This window comes from Paenibacillus woosongensis (assembly GCF_030122845.1).
Taxonomy (GTDB): domain Bacteria; phylum Bacillota; class Bacilli; order Paenibacillales; family Paenibacillaceae; genus Fontibacillus; species Fontibacillus woosongensis_A.
This window is the reverse complement of record NZ_CP126084.1, coordinates 2,009,512-2,029,249: the sequence shown is the minus strand read 5'-3', so window position 1 is coordinate 2,029,249 and position 19,738 is coordinate 2,009,512. Positions and strand designations below refer to the sequence as shown.

The 19,738-nt window shown below is 44.7% G+C and carries 17 protein-coding genes, 1 tRNA gene, 1 pseudogene and 1 other annotated feature; of the genes and pseudogenes, 6 read left to right on the top strand and 13 right to left on the bottom strand.

The genetic code is table 11. The features are described from left to right. Nucleotides 1-18: 18 nt before the first annotated feature. Genes wecB through thiL form a run of 9 tightly spaced genes read right to left on the bottom strand, consistent with a single transcriptional unit; the run spans nt 19 to nt 6,619 of the window. Complete coding sequence (gene wecB, locus QNH46_RS09085; protein WP_283927812.1) at nt 19-1,185, bottom strand: non-hydrolyzing UDP-N-acetylglucosamine 2-epimerase; 1,167 nt, start codon at nt 1,183-1,185, stop codon at nt 19-21. Between the two features lie 28 nt (nt 1,186-1,213). Continuing rightward, a complete protein-coding gene (locus QNH46_RS09080; protein WP_283927811.1) occupies nt 1,214-1,957 on the bottom strand; it encodes a TauD/TfdA family dioxygenase in 744 nt (247 codons plus the stop codon). 16 nt (nt 1,958-1,973) lie between these two features. Further along, on the bottom strand, nt 1,974-2,204 hold the full coding sequence (locus tag QNH46_RS09075; protein WP_283927810.1) for an acyl carrier protein: 231 nt from the start codon (nt 2,202-2,204) through the stop codon (nt 1,974-1,976). Nucleotides 2,205-2,228: 24 nt separating this feature from the next. After that, a complete protein-coding gene (locus QNH46_RS09070; protein ID WP_283927809.1) occupies nt 2,229-2,858 on the bottom strand; it encodes a PIG-L deacetylase family protein in 630 nt (209 codons plus the stop codon). A gap of 10 nt (nt 2,859-2,868) precedes the next feature. After that, a complete protein-coding gene (gene murG, locus QNH46_RS09065) occupies nt 2,869-3,939 on the bottom strand; it encodes an undecaprenyldiphospho-muramoylpentapeptide beta-N-acetylglucosaminyltransferase (protein WP_283927808.1) in 1,071 nt (356 codons plus the stop codon). A gap of 4 nt (nt 3,940-3,943) precedes the next feature. Continuing rightward, nucleotides 3,944-4,495 carry a dCTP deaminase gene (dcd, locus tag QNH46_RS09060; RefSeq protein WP_283927807.1) on the bottom strand — a complete coding sequence of 184 codons (552 nt, stop codon included), beginning with the start codon at nt 4,493-4,495 and terminating at the stop codon, nt 3,944-3,946. Further along, a complete protein-coding gene (locus tag QNH46_RS09055) occupies nt 4,492-5,025 on the bottom strand; it encodes a dCTP deaminase (protein WP_283927806.1) in 534 nt (177 codons plus the stop codon). Before QNH46_RS09055 ends, dcd begins: the two co-directional genes overlap by 4 nt. Then, entirely contained in the window at nt 5,022-5,585 is a 564-nt protein-coding gene (locus QNH46_RS09050) for a dCTP deaminase (RefSeq protein WP_283927805.1), read from the bottom strand. The genes QNH46_RS09055 and QNH46_RS09050 overlap by 4 nt, the downstream gene beginning before the upstream one ends. Next, nucleotides 5,582-6,619, bottom strand: coding sequence for a thiamine-phosphate kinase (gene thiL / locus QNH46_RS09045; protein ID WP_283927804.1), 1,038 nt, complete (start codon nt 6,617-6,619; stop codon nt 5,582-5,584). Before thiL ends, QNH46_RS09050 begins: the two co-directional genes overlap by 4 nt. Before the next feature lie 198 nt (nt 6,620-6,817). Here thiL and QNH46_RS09040 point away from each other — a divergent pair, with 198 nt between their 5' ends. From QNH46_RS09040 to QNH46_RS09030, 3 genes are read left to right on the top strand one after another with little or no spacing between them, the layout of a single operon-like run. Beyond that, entirely contained in the window at nt 6,818-7,597 is a 780-nt protein-coding gene (locus QNH46_RS09040; protein ID WP_283927803.1) for a helix-turn-helix transcriptional regulator, read from the top strand. 29 nt (nt 7,598-7,626) lie between these two features. Further along, nucleotides 7,627-8,121 carry an NUDIX hydrolase gene (locus QNH46_RS09035; RefSeq protein ID WP_283927802.1) on the top strand — a complete coding sequence of 165 codons (495 nt, stop codon included), beginning with the start codon at nt 7,627-7,629 and terminating at the stop codon, nt 8,119-8,121. Between the two features lie 12 nt (nt 8,122-8,133). Continuing rightward, on the top strand, nt 8,134-8,853 hold the full coding sequence (locus QNH46_RS09030; protein ID WP_283927801.1) for a hypothetical protein: 720 nt from the start codon (nt 8,134-8,136) through the stop codon (nt 8,851-8,853). Nucleotides 8,854-9,397: 544 nt separating this feature from the next. On the opposite strand, the gene QNH46_RS09025 is transcribed toward QNH46_RS09030, so the two are convergent. After that, nucleotides 9,398-9,470 (bottom strand) — tRNA-Ala (locus QNH46_RS09025). 307 nt (nt 9,471-9,777) lie between these two features. On the opposite strand from QNH46_RS09025, the gene QNH46_RS09020 reads away from it, so the two are divergent. After that, nucleotides 9,778-11,586, top strand: a complete 1,809-nt coding sequence (locus tag QNH46_RS09020; protein WP_283927800.1) for a hypothetical protein — start codon at nt 9,778-9,780, stop codon at nt 11,584-11,586. A 97-nt stretch (nt 11,587-11,683) separates the two neighbouring features. Continuing rightward, nucleotides 11,684-11,955, top strand: a binding site (T-box leader). 93 nt (nt 11,956-12,048) lie between these two features. After that, nucleotides 12,049-13,752: a 2-isopropylmalate synthase gene (locus tag QNH46_RS09015; RefSeq protein ID WP_283927799.1), complete on the top strand. Its 1,704-nt coding sequence runs from the start codon at nt 12,049-12,051 to the stop codon at nt 13,750-13,752. Between the two features lie 56 nt (nt 13,753-13,808). Here the strand turns inward: QNH46_RS09015 and QNH46_RS09010 are convergent, their stop codons facing one another. Next, nucleotides 13,809-17,174 carry a DEAD/DEAH box helicase gene (locus tag QNH46_RS09010; RefSeq protein WP_283927798.1) on the bottom strand — a complete coding sequence of 1,122 codons (3,366 nt, stop codon included), beginning with the start codon at nt 17,172-17,174 and terminating at the stop codon, nt 13,809-13,811. A 215-nt stretch (nt 17,175-17,389) separates the two neighbouring features. Beyond that, complete coding sequence (locus QNH46_RS09005; RefSeq protein WP_283927797.1) at nt 17,390-18,022, bottom strand: DedA family protein; 633 nt, start codon at nt 18,020-18,022, stop codon at nt 17,390-17,392. 592 nt (nt 18,023-18,614) lie between these two features. Here QNH46_RS09005 and QNH46_RS24580 point away from each other — a divergent pair. Continuing rightward, nucleotides 18,615-18,698, top strand: a pseudogene (locus QNH46_RS24580) (acetyl-CoA acetyltransferase); the annotation flags it as partial. A gap of 281 nt (nt 18,699-18,979) precedes the next feature. Here QNH46_RS24580 and pstB read toward each other — a convergent pair. Continuing rightward, nucleotides 18,980-19,738 (bottom strand): phosphate ABC transporter ATP-binding protein PstB, encoded by a 759-nt coding sequence (gene pstB / locus QNH46_RS08995; protein WP_283927795.1) that lies wholly within the window; start codon nt 19,736-19,738, stop codon nt 18,980-18,982.

Sequence of the window (19,738 nt, the reverse complement as noted above, 5' to 3'; positions counted from 1 at the left end):
ATTTAGTTTAAGTACTTGCTACGATTCGAACTCTTGAGGTTTCTCTTGGATCAAACCGAAATGATAAGCCAGATATTTAACAATTCGCTGCGAGGCTTTTCCGTCCCCAAAAGGATTGACAGCATTCTTCATTCGGGTGTAGTCTTTGACGTTAGACAATAAATTGCTGGTAATGGTGTAGATTTTATCTTCTTCCGTTCCTGAAAGAACGACTGTATTGGCTTCCAATGCCTCCGGGCGTTCCGTCGTATCACGCATTAACACCATAGGCGTCCTAAAAACAGAAGACTCTTCTTGCAAACCTCCGGAATCACTTAACACAAGATATGAGCGAGCCATTAAATTTAACATGTCGCTAAAGATTAACGGATCGGTTAGCATAATTCGATCATGATCAGATAGCAATTCAAACGCTACTTCTCTCACCACGGGACTCAAATGTACTGGATAAACCAATAACGTATCTGGATACTCGTCAACAATTCTTCTCATCGCGCTAAACATTTGTCTCAATGGCGCTCCATAATTCTCTCTTCGATGAGCTGTTACCGCTATAACTCTGTTATTCTTAAAATCAATTTCCCGAATTTTCTCGTCAATAAAATTGTAATTACTGTTATACATGGACAACGCAGCATCCACTGATGTTTGCCCCGTTACGAAAATATCTTTTTCAGGATATGCTTCTCTTAATAGGTTTACACGTCCGTTATTTGTTGGAGCAAACAAAATATCTGATACGACATCCGCTACTTTTCGATTCACTTCCTCAGGATATGGAGAATATTTATTAAAGGAACGAAGCCCAGCTTCTACATGCCCAACTGGTACTTGATTATAAAATGCCGCAAGCGCACCACACATTGCAGTTTGAGTATCTCCATGCACCAATACTAGGTCCGGCTTCTCGTTCTCGATGACTTGACTCAGTCCAGAAATTGCAGATGTAGTAATATAGGTAAGCGTTTGTCTTTCTTTCATGATGTTCAAATCAACGTCGGCCTTCAGGTTAAAGTTCTCCAAAGCTTGATATAATTGTTCCTTGTGCTGGCCCGTAACTACAACTGTCGTATTAAACCAGCTTAAACCAGTACTCCTTAACTCTTGAATGACTGGCGCCATCTTTGTTGCTTCTGGGCGCGTACCAAAAATAACCATAATCTTTTTCTTTTTGTTCGTAGTCATATTAAGTATCCTTTCCCAATTAAATCGCTTACACTCGGAAACCTAGTGGAACATTTCCGTAAGGAGATTCAGAATTGATCATCATGCGTAAACCGGTTCTCTCACCTTTCCAGGAATTCCTTCCATGCAGCCATTGGCCATTCTTTAGTATGTATCCTTGATTCGTTTCTAATCGAAAGGTAATAGTTAGTTCTTCAAATAGTTCTTGTAACTTAGGCATGATGTTCAACACAGGAACAGAAAAATAGATTAGGTTGTCATATCGGAATCTAATAAAAACTTCTCCATTTGGCAACTTCTCGAATACGGAGCCTAATATTAGATCTTCACCAAAAATGACTGAGCCAGGGCGGCAAAGCTCATGAAGTGTATTTCGATCTGTTTCCTTTAACACTTCGTACAGCTTTCGTCCATCCAAAAGTATGGATTCGCCACCTTCAGGCGCAGCTTGTTGACAATAAAAGAATAGAAGTGACGGCGGCACCTTGCTTTTACTATAATCTGTATGAAATTCAAATTTTCTAGCCGTAAAATTCCTATACCATTCCTGCTTGTATACATTCGTTATAATGTCCGCGCCATCGTCATCACTTTTGGAGTGAATATAAACTTCCCCAAATTCTTTGGACAAAGAAACGAATTCATCTCTCGACAGGTTCTGTTCAAAAGTTACTATACCTTTTTTGTTGAGGGCATCATTTGCTTTATCGACAAAATTAGGTTCAGTTATATCAATATAATAATCATAGAATGCGTTTTGTTGTTGAGCCACAATTACAGTACCTCCTTCAACTTTGGATTTTGCTGGTTACATAAGCCTCAAGTTCTCCATACTTGTTAAATATTTCGTAATCTATTGAATCATAAGAAATTTTGAATTTATACTCATTTTCTATCTCAACCAAAAGTCTTAATATTTGAAGAGAATCAAAGCCAAGATCCGTCAGCAAACTGGTATTCTCATTTATTTCCTGGGTCTGGAAACATAAGTCTTGTATTATTTTTTTTAGTCTTTCCATACATAATGACCTCCTTGTGTATTGCTACAATAATTCTTTTTTGAAAACAGTCTTAAATGTCTCTGCATACTTAGTTCCATATTGGTACCCTCGCCACTCAGCCAATTTCTTAATATCCGATACATAATGGACCATATAACCCGCTAACTGAGAAGCATGCATCCTCAGCGCATTAAGTTTCGATTCAAAGTGTTCGCTAATATCGATATATAAATCAGGTATAAACCGATTGCTGTTAATCAGATTACTTTGATTCGTCTGTTCAAAATTATAAACATCACACATGTATTTTCTGAAACATGCCTGAACCGCTTGCGAAATGATTCTGTGATCTTGATGGCTATCGTCAATACTATGTGTAAAAATGGCATCGGGTTGAAAATCTTCTATAATTTTATCTAGTTGTGTAATGAGGCCAATCATCGTATAGTCTTCAACTGTACAAGGATATGAAGTATCTAGAAACTTTACTTCCATATCTAAATAATCAGCAGAACGTATAGCCTCGCTCTTTCTCACTTCAACATTATTTGTTGGGATAGATGCAATAATGGTCATAACCTTATGGCCTTCAGAAGTTAATTTTTTAATGGTTCCACCCATTGTGATTTCTGCATCGTCTGGATGGGCTGTTACAATCAAGTACTTTTTCATTGTTATCAGCTCACACCTCGCTTTTATACTTTTTTAAGATATGCAAAATGTTACTCTTGCCATCTGGCACTGCAGCTTTTTTCATATTTTCAATATAATCGTTACGTTTCTTATACACCTCAAAAAGTTCTTTCACAAAGATTTCGTTCGTGATATGTTCTTCAAGTAATGTTTTACTATAGCCTAATCTTTCAAATGTTGCAGCATTGATGATCTGGTCACCTCTGCTAGCGGTTTTGGGAAGTGGAATTAACAAGCTGGGGATTCTAAGACGCAAGAACTCGAATATGGAATTGGATCCGGACCGTGCGACTGCAATATCTGTAATTTTATAAATGTGAGACATCTCTTTATCCACATATTCGAATTGTTTGTATCCTTCTATGCCAATCCACTCATTGTCCATTTTACCTTTACCGCATAAGTGAACGATTTGAAAATTTTCTAACAGAACAGGCAAAGTATCCCGAACACATTTATTTAACTTCACTGATCCGAGGCTGCCGCCAAGAATCAAAACGATCGGCTTTTGATCATTAAATCCGCACAGTCTAAGCCCCGTTTCACGGTCGCCATTCAGGAGATCTTCCCGGATAGGAGAACCTACATGCAGTGATTTGGTCGAGGGAAGAAAGTTAAGCGTTTCTTCAAATGAGGTACAAAGTTGATGTACAAATGGCGTGGATATTCTATTCGCTAAACCAGGAGTTAAATCCGACTCATGCGCAATTACAGGCACTCTATTTAACCATCCTGCAATGACAACAGGCACTGACACATAACCGCCTTTAGAGAAAATCACTCTCGGCTTAATTTTCCTTATCTGTACCGTGGCCTGCATAATTCCAATCAAAACATTAATCGGATCAATAAAGTTCTTCCAATCAAAATACCTTCTCCACTTTCCAGCTTTAATTGAATGATAGGTAACGAATTGTCTTGGAACAATTTTACTTTCAATCCCGTTTTGAGTTCCAAAATAATGAATTTCCCACCCACTGTCCAACAGACTCGGCAGCAAGGAGAGGTTGGGCGTAACATGTCCGGAAGTTCCCCCACCCGTGAGTATAATTTTATCCATTCAATTAACCCCCGTTTGTGAATCTTAAATTTGGCCCCTGAACTGAATCCTGATTCTTATACTGAGATTGTGCGGCTTGTTGAACGTCGTTTGTGAGTTGATGAAACATCAACATACCAATGGGAGCATTCGGGTACAGTCTTACTGATAAAGGACCTGTGTTCTTGATCTCAAGCACAATGCTTCTCTTCTCTCCATACATATTATCTATAACTCCGGATGTACAATGGATTGAGAGCCCGAGCCTTGCGATTGTGCTCCTGCCTTCTAAGTATCCAATGATATTTTTCGGAGTTAGAATCTGTTCCTTCGTGGCCATGAGGATAAACTCATTAGGTTTTAATATGTAACCCTGGTCTTCATCAATTTGAAGCTTTATTGTTGATACTTCAACACTATTTCTCAAGTCTACTACTTGATCGCTTGCATAAGTAATCACTTCGTTTGACAAATGAACTCTAATTCCGTTCGGTCTCAAGTTTTGTTCTCGGAATTCAGTTACAATAAGCTCTTTACTGCGGATTAATTTTAAAATGTCGACATCTGCAAGTATCATACAACGATTTCCTCTTCAAAATCATGGTAAATCTGAGACGGCTGCGGTCCCATAAGTCCTTGGTATTTGCCTTTATATAATTCTATCTCCCCTAGTGGTTCCCAAAATGTAACTTGTCCAATTAACATATTTGGAAATACTTTAACCGGTTGAACGGCGTGCAACTGCAATGTCCATTGGTTATGCGAACCAATGTCAATTAAATCAGCAGTTACATGAACGAATAATCCTAGTCTCGCAACGGAAGACCTAGCCCTAATAATGGGGACGTAATGGTCACTCCCCATCACTTCCAATGTATGCCCCAAATAGATCTTATTCGGCAGTAATATAGTACCAGTGTCCTCTACGGGAATATCTATTGTTTCTTGGGGGAATTTAGGGTCTAGCACTTCGTTGACATAGCACTTTAATACTGGACCTAAACGAAAGTTATAGCTATTCGGATTCACATGTGATTGGTGAAAAGGGTTAATGGTAATTCTATTTAGTTTATATTGTTTTTCAATTTCTGGACCAGTAAGTATCAAGCGTCATTCCCCCTCATTTTATTATCAAGCGTATCACTGCCAATTTTATGTAAGCTGTCAAATAAACATATCTGAGGCTTGTGGTAGGAAGTATACTGACCATTATATTCATTGATATCTCCATAAGGCTTCCAAAAACTAACTTGGCCGACTTTCATTCGAGGGTACACCTTAATTGGTTGAACACACACCAACTCTAGAGTCCACTTATGAGCCGGCCCCAGATTCCCTAGATCTGCTGATATTTGCAAATATAGACCAAGCCTCCCTACAGATGATCGCCCGATAAGAGATGTTACAAATTTATTACTGCCAATGATTTCATGAGTGCTTGCAAGATACACTTGACCAGGCTTCAAAAGAAAACCTTCCTTCGGGATCTCCTGATAATCGTCCTGGCTCATTGCATTTAAAAGAGAGACATCTCTACTCAATTCAATAATCTGATCACCTAGTTTGTAATTATAGCTGTTGGGGTTAATACAACTCGGATCAAAGGGTTCAATAATTATATTTTTGTGAGAAACCTGCTTTTCAATTTCTTTTCCCGTCAATATCATGACAATGATTCTCCTAAGACACCGTTACTAAAATAATCCCAACCTTTAATTTCAAACGGATTCACTTGTCCATCTCTTTTCAAATGGATTCCTTCACCGGCTATGCATCTTCCGACGATGACCATCCCTGTACTATCCAATTGATCTTTATGCTCCTCATAAGTTTGAGGATCAATGGTGCCAAGAAGTTGAAAATCAGCCCCGCTACCGAGTGCTACTTCAACAATATCTTTATTAATATAGTTGGCAACCTTGTATGATATTTCGTGAATTTTCAATTGATCAACATCCAGTGTAATCCCAAGATTGTTAATCTCTGCGATTTCAAGATAACTTTGCGCAGCCCCGTCTGTGTTATCCATTGCAGTTACGCACTCACCATGTTTTGATAGCGCTTCCGAAAATGTTGCTCTTGCTCTCGGATTTCGAAACTGATTTGCCAAAACGCTTTCTTCTTCCTCGGACAATCTCAATCCCTTCGGTTTAGCTTGTAAATAATAGTGGAAAGCGGTTGACGTTAAACCCAGGTAGTCTGAACAATAAACTAAATGCCCGACCTTGGCTCCAGATCTATAGATGGTCCTGCTACTTTCAGAAACCCCCACTGAAGTAGCACTTAAGCTCATTTCTATAGAATGACTTAAGTCTCCGCCAATGACATTGCAGCGATACTCGTCACAAGCATTCTTAATACCCAATAGAATCTGATCAAAATCTTTGACTTTGAAATCATCAGGAAATGCCAGATTCAAGAGCAGCCCTACAGGTTTGGAACCGCTTGCATACACATCGCTAATATTGAGCACCGCTAGGTAATATCCCAACCCATAATAGTCAATAATACCAAGCTTGAAGCTTATTAAATCAGCTGGAACACGATCCGTTGACAAGCTTATGGAATGATTGCTCTTTGGAACACGGATTACCGCACAGTCGTCTCCAGACAGGTCTGGATTATTTCCTGGGTTAAATAATGGTTTTATGGTAGAACTGATTAATTTTTTTTCCCCAATGTCCTTTAATGTTAAGCTCAACTAAAAAACCTCCCAAAAGAAACTCGCTTGACTAGAAAATGATTACTCCGAAAACGTCTAAAAACAATCTATCATCATCGACATTCTTTAACAATATTTTATGTAATAATTGATAATAACTGTATTTTTGAAAATTGATTTACGCTTACATTTTGATTATATTGAATATCAAATAATATTATCGGGGGGGTGTTATGGTTGGTTTCTTCCTTTTCTACCATTTCCTCTATTATCATTCCCCACGGCCAATCGTTACTCATAAATGATTCCAGCAGAATTATTTTAGTGGTCGGGAGTGAAGTTATTGAATTTCAAAATAGAGAAAAGAGCATTTCGTGCAACAGTTTAGCGATTCGTGGACAGATCAAGATGATCAACACTAGCGAAAAACAGGTATCCGTCAGGGCAGTTATTTTCTCTAATGAATTGAATTATTTAATCGAACCCAATACCCCTTTAAGTTTTCAGGATTTGGGTCAACAGTTACTTGCTGCTAAGATAATTGACTTTTGCTTTTCGCAAACACCACCTTTCAATAATCAGCAAATAGAGCAACAACTGGCAGAGCTTATTAATAATGAATGCATCAATCATTTAGTAAAAACACAATTAAACAAAAATAATAAAATCGACCCTAGACTGATAAAGATTAACAGGTACATAAGAAAATATTTTGAGCAACCGATTACCCTAAACACACTGGCAGAACTCATTGGCTGCAATCCGGTTTACTTAAGTAATACATACAAAAAAGTTTTAGGTATTTCACCCATGCAGCACTTGCAAAAAATTAGAATGGATAGAGCGAAAGAACTGCTACTCAACGAAAATTATTCAATCGGGGACATTACAATCAAAGTTGGATATTTAACTATTTCACAATTTGGGGTTATATTTAAAAAACACTTTGGGCAATCGCCGCAGGAATACAGGAATCATCATTTGTTTAACATCAACCAGAAAATGTTTACTAAATAAATTCAAAAAAGTAGAGGGAGATATGGGATATGTGGGTCAATGTCCGCGGAATCATTGAAAGGACGGCAAACGGTACCACTGAAATTATTATCCAAAAAAGAAATAAGCCAGACGAGGAAATAAGTTTTGAATTGCCCGGAGGACGCCTCGAAGAATTTGAATCTATGGTTGATGGTCTTAAACGAGAAATCTATGAAGAAACTGGGCTAAAGGTTACATTTATTCAGAATCTAGACCAACAAATAATTACATCACACAATAATGTAACCGTTGAATGTATGACTCCCTATATAGTTTATCAAACAACCAAAGGAAAAGTGGATTCAATGGGGATTATTTTTCTATGCAGCGCTGATGGAACTCTTTTAACTGAAGGTGATAATACAGAGGATATTCAATGGATCTCCCTAGAAAATCTGCATCATTTAATGAACAAAAGCGATGTTACGTTCACTCCTGTGGCTAAAGCAAGCATAAATAGATATTTAACAGATAAAGGATTTTCTCATTCTATTCCTAATTAATGGAGGTTAGCTATGTTTAACAATTTGACGGAAGTAAAATCATGGATCGCAAACAACTATAACGATACCAATAAAATCTTAGAACAAACTAAAGCCATTCTTGAACCTATAAGTTCAAAGGAACAAATATTGTTGCTACTCAATTCCTTACTAGAAGACCCACAAATGCTTCTTGAGATTTCCAAACGATCCTATACGCATATAAACGGCTTTGACAAAATTGTATTGATCGAGTCTAAATCTCCTGAATACAAAATAAGGCTTCACATCTGGTGGCCGGAATATAAAATTTCACATATTGAGCATATTCATAATCATCCCTGGGATTTCAGCTCCAGAGTTTTAACAGGTGAACTCACTTTCCAAACTTTTTCCTCTCAAAATGGAACTGGTGAATCATTGCATTATTATCGAACGTTTCCTCCGAATCCAGGTGAGTCAGGTCACATTTTAAGAAAAATGGGCACTCAAACACTTCAATTAATGTTCGATACAACTATTACTTCTGGCTCGTTTTATACCATGTCCAAAAAGATAAAACATAGAGTTCTTAAAAGCAGCCAATCTGTAAACTCAACGTTAATATTCCAAGGCCCTTTCGGTGAAGGCATATCTGATCTATTTTGTGACAAGGAATTCTCCGGTTCAGAAAAGGTACCTTTGGACTTTTTTGATGTTGATATACTAAAATACAAAATTCGTAAATACATAACATTTCTTCTTGCCAGCTAGTAATAACGTACTCTTTAATTCGACTTGGACACGCAAACATTTAGAACAACAATGAATATTTATGGGCATGCACTTCAATTAGAAGAGCAAATTGCTGCAAATATATTTAAATCATTCCTATACCAAAGACAGACAATTATATTTCAATAAATGATCCAAACACTTTTATCCTCTAAGTGAATTGAATTGTATTAAAAAAAGCGCTTATTAAAGCGCTTCAGTTTGCAGACAAACTCCTAAATTCCGCCTTGGAACAAGGGAGTTTGTTTGCAATCTGAAACCGATCCAATCATCCATGTGGCAAACATAGTTGAGGAACGCCGCAACACCTGTTAATTATTATTTGATGATCAATATATATGATGCCCTTGTCTGGTGTGCCTACACGATGAAGTGACCTATACATGCAGAAGAGGCTGCTCCATACGGAACGCCCTCTGAGTTATGGCGTCTAGGGAGCGCGGTCTGAACCCATGGGTTCGGCCCAACCGAACTCCATACAAACAAAAAAGGCTAGCCAAAGTGGCTAACCTTCTTCTTCGTATGGAGTCTAGGGGGATCGAACCCCTGACCTCTTCGCTGCCAGCGAAGCGCTCTCCCAGCTGAGCTAAGACCCCGCAAACGACTATTTAAGTATATTAAATTGCTAGTTAGAAGTCAAGCTCTTTTTATCAGATTACTCCTTTCGACATATTCCGATAAAAAAATAATTTTAAACATGACCTTCTGCTCATGCCTGAAGTAAGCTCTCTTCCTCCGTCCCATTTCATCCCCCTCCCAAAGTTTCATAACCTAACGATCTACCATAAAAGAAAAATAAATACATATTCATAGGAATATATGCTCTTTGTGGGATTAATTGTATTCTGTTTTATCATCATAATGTACATACCTTGTTTTTTAAAAATGAGAGGAGTGGAAGAATTGTTGAAATCTCTGATCCGCAGCTCAAGCTTATGTTTTACTGTCCTGGTCATGTTATTGTCCGTCGCAGGCGGGCTCCCCGGCTTCACACAGCATAGTTATGCAGCATCCGGTACGGAACAGACCGTTATGGAGTGGTCCAGGGACTACGGAGCCCAGTCTTCCGGCAAAGGAGTCATTGCCACATCCGACGGGGGATATTTGTTGTTGGGCGATATTTCGGAGCCTGGCTCATGGGGGTATCTGGAAACTCTGGCTTACATCGTGAAGACTGATTCGGAAGGCAGCACGGAATGGGAGACGAAAATTAACTACTCCTCGAATGATCAGGCAAGAAATGCCATAGAAACACAAGACGGCGGTTACTTGGTAGCAGGAACGATTACGGATTACAGCGGCAAGCCTTATAGCGTAATCTACTTGGTGAAGCTGGATGCCCAAGGCCGCATTCAATGGGAGAACACCTATGATGACTCTTACTACTATAACAACCCGCTCTCGGTCATAGAGACAGCGGACGGCGGGTATGCCGTTACCGGGTTTGGCGCGACCAGTGCCGGCATTTATTCCGCCTTTGTCCTTAGAACCACTACCGAGGGCGAGCAGCTGTGGTATAAGAAATATGGGTTCGGGGACGACCAGGATTTATATGATCTCGTTCAGACTTCGGACGGCGGCTTTCTCGCGGTAGGCAGCATTACGAGACAGAGCTATGAAACCGGGGATGTCCAGAATGCGCTGCTCATCATCAAGCTGGATCCCCGAGGAAATATGGAATGGAACAAGCAGTACCAGGATAAGACGGCAACCTTTCTCGCCCACACCCTTATCCCGGCCAAGGACGGCGGTTATCTGATCGGGTATCGCAAAACGGCATTCGGTAAGGCCGCAAATATGCTGGCCAAAATCGACGCTAGCGGCAGCATGTTATGGGAAAAAGCTTATCCCTCGGAATATTCCTTAGGGATCAGGACGTACAGCAAGCTGGTTCCCGCCGAGTACGGCTACGCCCTGCTCGGAGCTAATACCAAAGGGGACTACCCGAACGTTAGGAGGCAATATGCCATACTAACAGTCAACCATGAAGGGCAGGTGCTGGGCGATTATCTATACGAGGGACCAACGCTCTCTAGTCATGGCGAAGGAGCGGCAGCTCTGGACGGCGGGTTCATCGTAACGGGCACGATCAAACGCGGCGACATTTACAAAGCCCAACTGAGCAAGCTGCCTAAGCCGCAGGAAACTGCTTCGCCCGGAGAGCGGACGCTGACAAAGATCTCTTTTGTGGAATCCGAGAAAAAAGTGCTCGCAGGCCATACTGCCCCTACCGTTATTCAAGCAGTTTATTCGGATGGATATACGAATACACTTTCGGCTGCCGCGCAATATCAGATCGAAGATCCGTCGATTGCATCGGTTGACGGCCTGGGCCGGGTAACGGGAATCGAGCCGGGCAGTACGCGTCTGGTTGCAAGCTATCAAGGCCTTCAAACGACCCTGCCGGTGATCGTACTGCCCGAGGATTCAGATGAACTCGAACCAACTGACTTCAATCTGGACTCCACCGAATATTCGCTGTCTATCGGAGACAAACTGGACACAAGGACGTATATTTACGACTACTCGACCTCCAAGAGAACAGACATCACCCATCTGACCACGTTCAGAAGCGATAACCCGGAAATTGCCGATTACGACGAGAATGGCGATCTCGTTGGACTCAAAGCCGGCACGACCAAAATTTACGCTTATTACAAAGGGAGCTATAGATCCGCAACCGTTCAAGTCGTACGCTCCTTCGTCCCATAAATTAGAACGGCCAAACAGCCTATAGCAAAAAAATGGCCAAGCCATGTAAAAAATATCTTGATTCCCTCGCAGCGTTGTAGTAAACTAACGTCAATATTCAAATACGTTGAAGAGGAATAGTAGGATTGACGCAGGCGCCCAGAGAGCTGTTGGCCGGTGCAAAACAGTCGCAAGCCAAATCCGAACTCACCTTGAAGTAGCTCGCTGAAATTGTATTAAAGTAGGTGGAGCCGGAGCCTAACCGTTACAGTAGGAGGATATAAGGCCGTGTCTCATTCGAGTGCGCAGCCCGTATCCGGCAGAGTGCATACCGCAAGGTATGAATCAGAGTGGTACCGCGTAAGCTGACAACAGCCTTTCGTCTCTAAGTATTTATGGAGATGGAAGGCTTTTTTTATATTCCAAATACAAACAAGTTGTAAATTAATGAAGATCCGATACGAGGGAAAGGTGGTCATTGCTATGAAAAATTTCAAAAAATACACCAGAGGTTATTTCTTGCCTCCGCAAACGAGCCTGAAATGGACGCAAAAAGAGTACATTACTGAAGCCCCTACCTGGTGCAGCGTCGACCTGCGCGACGGAAACCAAGCTCTGGTCGTACCGATGAATCTGGAGGAGAAGCTAGAGTTTTTCCAAGTGCTCGTCAAGCTGGGCTTTAAAGAAATCGAGGTTGGCTTCCCTGCAGCCTCCGAGACGGAATACACCTTCCTGCGTACGCTGATCGAGCAGGATCTCATTCCCGACGACGTAACAATTCAAGTGCTGACCCAGTCCAGAGAGCATATCATTCAGAAAACGTTCGAATCACTGAAAGGTGCAAAACAAGCGGTCGTACATTTGTACAATTCCACCTCCGTAGCCCAGCGCGAGCAGGTATTCCGGAAATCCAAGCAGGAAATCATCGATATCGCGGTGACCGGAGCCGAGCTTCTGAAAAAATATGCGGCAGAAACCGAAGGCAATTTCAAATTCCAGTACTCGCCGGAGAGCTTCACCGGCACCGAGATCGATTTTGCGCTTGAGATCTGTAATGCCGTGCTAGACGTATGGCAGCCGACCGCAGACAACAAGGTCATTATCAACCTGCCGGCGACAGTCTCCATGTCGATGTCGCACGTCTATGCCAGCCAAATCGAATACATGAGCGATCATTTGAAATACCGGGATAACGTCATCCTGTCCTTACATCCCCATAACGACCGTGGAACCGGAATCGCCGATACGGAGCTGGCCCTGCTTGCTGGCGGCCAGCGCGTTGAAGGAACGCTATTCGGCAACGGGGAGCGGACAGGGAACGTGGATATTGTAACCCTGGCTTTGAACATGTACTCCCACGGGGTTGATCCGAAGCTGAATTTCGAGAACATCCCGGAAATCATCGAAGTGTACGAGCGCATGACCAAAATGAAAGTGAACGAAAGACAGCCGTATGCGGGCAAGCTCGTATTCGCCGCTTTCTCCGGATCCCACCAGGACGCGATCGCCAAAGGCATGAAATGGCGCGAGGAGCATGACTGCGAGCATTGGACGGTTCCTTATCTGCCGATCGATCCGAAGGATATCGGGCGCGAATACGAAGGAGATGTCATCCGCATCAACAGCCAGTCCGGCAAGGGCGGCATCGGTTATTTGCTGGAGCAGCACTACGGCCTGGATCTCCCGCCGAAAATGCGCGAGGATTTCGGCTACCGGGTCAAGAACGTCTCCGACCGGCTGGCGAAGGAACTGGTGGCGAACGAAATTTACGATATTTTTAAAGAGGTCTACGTCAACATCCAGTCGCCTGTCGAATTCCTGAACTACCGCTTCTCGCAGCACGATGATTACGAAACGACGATTACAGTCAAGCAAAATGGTGAAATCCAGGAAATCAACGGTGCCGGCAACGGGCGGCTCGACGCGATCAGCAACGCCCTGCAATCGAAGCTTGGCGTCAGCTACAGCAACCTGGTCTACAAGGAGCATGCGCTTGAAGTGGGCTCCAGCTCCCAAGCGGTATCCTATGTTGGCATTACGGCGCCGGATGGCAAAGTCCATTGGGGCTGCGGCATCGATGTCGATATTATGACCTCCTCGGTCAAAGCGCTGTTCAGCGCCGTGAACAATATGACTCAGGAGCAAAGCGAGCTGGTCGCTGCCAGTGAAGCCATATCCAAGAAATAACCTGAACTAAGCAAACAACCATGCTCCCTCGCGGGTGCATGGTTGTTTTATTTTCGCTAGATCATCAGAATCTCGCGAATTTCTTCCTCCGTCAACGAGGACAGCGTCTCCTGCCCCGGCTGAATGACCTCATCGATCAGATTTTTCTTCTTCTGCTGCAGCTCGTACATTTTATCCTCAACGGTCCCCTGCGTGACCAGGCGAATGACGTGAACCACTTTTTTCTGCCCCATCCGGTGCGCCCGGTCGGCCGCCTGCTCCTCCACCGCAGGGTTCCACCACAGATCGTACAAAATAACAGTGTCCGCCCCGGTCAGATTGAGCCCTGTGCCGCCGGCCTTTAGGGAAATCAGGAACACGTCCTTCTCCCCGTCGTTGAACCGGTTGCAGAGCTCTACGCGTTCCGCTGCCGGCGTACTGCCATCCAGGTAGAAGAACGGTACGCCTTCATATCCCAGTTCCCGGCCGATCATGCCTAGCATTTCCGTGAACTGCGAGAAGATGAGCATCCGTTTGCCCGCGCTCCGGCATTCCTCTACGATTTCGAGCAGCTGCTCAAATTTCGCTGAGCTCCCGTTATAGTCCTCCACGAACAACCCGGGATGGCAGCAGAGCTGGCGCAGCCGGGTCAGGCCGGCCAAAATTTTTATCCGGTTCCGCTTGAAATCATCCTGATCCAGATTTTTCAGTGTCTCCTGCTGCAGCTTGGCCAAATAGGCCAGGTACAGCTTCTTCTGCTCGGGAAGCAGCTCGGAGGCCTGCAGCGTCTCGATCTTCTCCGGCAGCTCCTTCAACACATCGCTTTTTAGGCGGCGGAGCAGAAACGGACGAATTCGGCGGGCTATCGTCTCCCGGGACAATTCATTAAATTCCTTCCGCCCCGGGAACAGATCCGGAAACACCGCCTCAAAAATCGACCATAGCTCCTCCAGCGAATTCTCGATCGGGGTTCCGGTCAGCGCAAACCGGTATTTGGCGTAAATCGACTTTACGGCCTGTGCCGTCTGGGTCGTGTGATTTTTAAAGGCCTGCGCCTCATCCAGTACGAGCGTATGGAACGACCTTCCCTCGTATAGATCAACGTCTCTCCTCAATAGCGGGTAGGACGTAATGATAACGTCGATATTAGAGGAATTTCGCATCGCCCGGCCCCGTTCCGTCCGGCTGCCGTCCACGATGACCGCCTTGATGTCCGGAGCGAATTTTCTGAGCTCATTCTCCCAATTGTACATAAGGGAAGCCGGCGCAACAATTAGAGCCGGGAGATCCTGCTGGCGGATTTCCGGGAGCACCGAGACGATGAAGGCGATACTTTGCAGCGTTTTGCCCAGCCCCATATCATCGGCCAATATCCCGCCGAACCGGTAATGCGCCAGCGTCTTCATCCATTGGTAGCCGTATTTCTGATAATCCCGCAGAACGGCATCGAGCTGCTCTGGTACGGGAAAATCCAGATGATCCGGATTCCGCATATGATCCAGCAGGCGCCGCAGCGACTTGCCCAGCTTTACGTTATTGCCCGTTCCCGCATAATTCATGAAATGCAATCCACGGACAGCTGGCAACCGGATTTCCGTACCATTTAAATCGAACTGACGGATACCCACCTCGTTCATGAGCTTAACCATTTCCTGGAATTCGCTACTCTCCAGCGGCAGCAGGGCGCCGTCCGGCATCCGGTAATATTTGCGTTTCTCCTCAAGGGCACTGAGAATATTTTTGATCTCCGCCTCGGGAATGCCCTGCATCTCGAACTTGAATTCGAGCCAGTCCGTTCGCTCATCCACATCGATGCGAATTTGCGGCGGCTCATGCTCCGTATACAGCCTGGCCTTGACCGCCGAGGTCGCATACACATGGACCAGCTTCTCCAGCTCCGGCAGAACACGATACAGAAACTCGTATTCGTCATCCTCATCGTCCAGAAAATAGCCGCTCTCCGTTTGCGCGAACAACCCGGTCTCCATCAGGCTTAAAATCTGCGCTTCCTTGTCGCCGTCCCGCATAATGATGCGGCTCTCGCCGCGCCGCTCGTCATGAGGCGCTAACGGATTAAAGACGATGTCTCCGTATTGGAACTCAAGTCCAGCCAGCAGCCGATCTCTCACCCGGTCCAAATAAAGCCGGGCCGTCAGCGCTGCATGGACGATTTGCCCCGAAATTGCTTTGCTCATCTGAACGACGCCCAGCTTCCTGAGGCCGGGAACGACCTTCTCGATGAACGGCTCCATCTGCTCTGCCGCAATATATATTTCCTGACTTCGCGAGTAATACAGCATATGCTTCAGCTCGGACAAACGGCTGCATTGCTCGGCAGGCAGCGGGATCAGCTTATCGCCGGCCAGCACAAGCCCATACGCCTCCAAGACGATCAGCTCATCCAGCCCTTCGATCCGCAGCTGGTATCCTCCCGATTCATACGCATCGAACTCGAATTGAAGCGGAATCCTGTCGTTTGAAATTTCGAACGCATGCGTCCTTTGCTGCTCCCGCATAATGTGTACCGCGGAATTCCCCGACAGCAAGGGCTGCAGCGCATCCCAGGCGAACGGCGGAACAAGCAGCAGTCGGTCATCGCTGATCAGCCTGTCGTACGCCGAATAAGAGCCCAGCTTGGAATTCGTCTCCTGATACATCCGCTCGTTGCGGCAAATTTGCTGCAGCTGGCGGATGACGACATCGTCCTGTGGCTGAAAGTAATGAAGCTCCGGCACATAAGTGAAATGCTTGGAAAATTCATAAGGCTCTCCGCGTTCGACGCAATCGAGGAATTCGCGGATCTTTTGCACAATATATAACCGCTTCGTACCAACCTTGAGCTCTATGCCGAATAAATGCTTCTGAGAGCGGTAAGGATGCAGTTTACAAATAATTTCAACCTCAAGCGGCGTCTTCAAATCCGCCAAATGATTCGTACGGACAAATCGTCCCTGCTGCCTGTCATCAAATATCTTCAATATGCCCTTGGTCATCCCCGTATCGCGCACAGCCATTGAATCGCGTCTGAATCTCGGCGTCATATTTGCCATCCCTGATATTCTCGCGCCAACAGTATTTCCTGCACGCAGTCCGCGTCCGCCGGCCTCGTCCAGTTTCGCGGTTAAGCTGTAGGTACGGACGGGCTTTGCCCCATCATGCTTAAGATCGTGAACTGCAATTAATACCGCGGCAACATGGCCGCAATAATGATCGCTATTCCCATACACAGGACATGAGCAGTCAGCCTTCACATCACCGTCGCTATCGATGGCGATCCTGACGCTGTAGCTCTCATTGCCCCGTACCGTCGCTGTATACGCTGCAGCTTCAGGATCGGTATGGTTCAAGTACACCCGTCCAGCTTGAACGTAGATATTCCCTTGCTCAAAACTAGCCTTGCCGCAAAGCAATTTGATGACCCTGGTCGTCAACTGAAAGCTCATTCCCCTGTTCCTTCCTATTAAAATCAAGTTAAATTTTATTCCGTCCAACTACGAATATCTTTATATGATAACAGAGTGCCCGGCTTGGAATCAAAGAAACTTGTCCACAAGAAAAAAAAGGCGCCAAAGTAAATTTACCTTGCACCTTTATTTGCCTAGGCTTGGATGACAACAGCCTTCTATAACCGTTCCCCGAAATTCCGGCGGGACGGAACTTACCCTGTTTCTTTCTCGGGCTTTGTCTCCCTTAAACGCAGCCTCCGCCACTTCCAAATGAACCAGAAAATGAGCAAAGCCCCAGCGCCCGTGCATATGTACTTCAAGTAATTTTCCACTAGAGTGAATATGTGCTGCCACTGCTCGCCGAATATATAACCGATGCTTACGAAGACAAATACCCAGATCGCTGCCCCAGTGTAAGCGTATATCGCGAATGTCGGAAAGGGAATCCGGATAATTCCCACGAAATAACCGAAAAATTGCCGGACCCCCGGCACAAAAAAGCTAATCAGCAGCATTTTATTGCCATACCGGTCGTAGGTATGTCTCGTTTTCTCAATTTGAGAAGGCTTAAGAAATATCCATTTTCCGTAGCGTTCTACCAGCGGTGCCCCTACCTTGTATCCAATCCAATAGGTAATCGTGATTCCGATAGCCGCTCCAGTAAAAGCCACCGCCATCGCCGGAATCCATCCGAACACGCCTTTATAGGCTAAATACCCCGTAAAGGTTAGCGTCGTCTGACCCGGCGGCAGCGGCAAGGCGATAAAATCTATAGGAAGTCCAATCAGCAATACCAAATATCCGTACTGCTTGAACATGAGCTCAATCCACTCTAGCACATTCATTAGAAAGTCTCCTCAATTCAAACCAATGCTTCCATTCCATATCGAACGATAAATATGTTACCAAGCCATTGCATCCGTTTCAAGAAAAATATCACGCACCTCCGTTTGGGCTATAGCATAGGATGTCAGCAGAAAGCACTTTGCATGATTAGTGGAGGTTAAAACGATGTCGTCAAGTGAAACGAAGCAAGTGGTCTATCAAGCCAATCCGAGTGCCGTTCAAACGATGAAAAGCATGAAGGATCATCTGCATAAAATCTGCAAGCAGCATGCGAATCGTCCCGTTCGCGTCCAGACGGTTGAAGGGATCACATACGAAGGCGTATTGTCCCACACGGACGGCGGCCTGTTATTCCTCGCCATCCCTGGCCAGCAGACCGGCAAGGACCCGGATCCGCCGCCATACGGACCGTATAACTACGGCCAAGGCCAGTACGGGGGCTACTCCCAGCAGGGGTATCCGGAACAATATTGGAATTATGGCCAACAACCAGGCTATCCAGGTCCTCCTGTCCCAACCCCTTATGGTTCACCTGGATATCCGCCCCCAACTCCTTACGGATCTGGAGAATACGGCTATACTCCATACAGCCGCGGATTGTTCGGCGCCTCCTACTTCAACAATGTCATACTCCCTTTAGTTCTGTATGAACTGCTTGTGATCAGCCTGCTGTAGCCGCAAAGCGCCGAAAGTAATGAACCAGAAAGAACCGGGCAGAAATGAGACGGCCTGTCCGGTTCTCGCTCATAAGGAAATGTCCGTTATTTAGTCTATCCTACAAATAGATGAATATTAGACCTTATATCTATTGTACTCGAACAACTCCGGATCCGCCAATTTATGTTAATGAACACCGGACAGGAAAGGAAATTGAACATGCATCATTTGCTTCAAAAAAGACAGGCCGGGATACTTTACCCGCCTGCCTTTTTACGTTTTATTTGTTTTCTCGGTCATTATCCGAATCTTCCGGAAATGTAGTCGTCTGTTCTCTTTTCCTTCGGATTCGTGAAAATTTTATCCGTATCATCAAACTCGACGACTTCCCCCATAAGGAAAAATGCCGTCTTCTCCGAGACCCGTGCCGCTTGGTGCATGTTATGGGTTACGATAATAATGCAATATTCCTGCTTCAAATCGGCGATCAGCTCTTCGATCTTGGAGCTGGATACCGGGTCAAGCGCGGAGGCCGGCTCATCCATCAGAATGATGCTCGGGCTGACCGCAATCGATCTGGCGATGCACAGCCGCTGCTGCTGCCCGCCGGACAACGAAAGGGCAGAACGGTGCAGCCTGTCCTTCGTCTCGTCCCAAAGAGCAGCTTTTGTCAAAGATTCCTCGACGATCTGATCCAGCTTCTTCTTATCCTTGATCCCGTGATAGCGTGGACCAAAAGCAATATTCTCGTAGATCGATTTATGGAACGGGTTTGGTTTTTGCCAGACCATCCCAATTTTTTGGCGCAGCAGCACTACGTCGGTTTTGGGATCATTGATATTCTCGTCGCCAATCCATATTTCCCCGGTAATTTTCGCACCGCTAATGAGGTCGTTCATCCGGTTCAAACTGCGGAGAAATGTCGATTTACCGCAGCCGGACGGACCGATTAACGCCGTTACTTGTTTAGCTTCAAAGTCTAGAGAGACACTTTTTACCGCTTGCTTCTCCCCATAGTATACGCTCAGATCCTTGACGGACAGTTCGATATTGCTCAT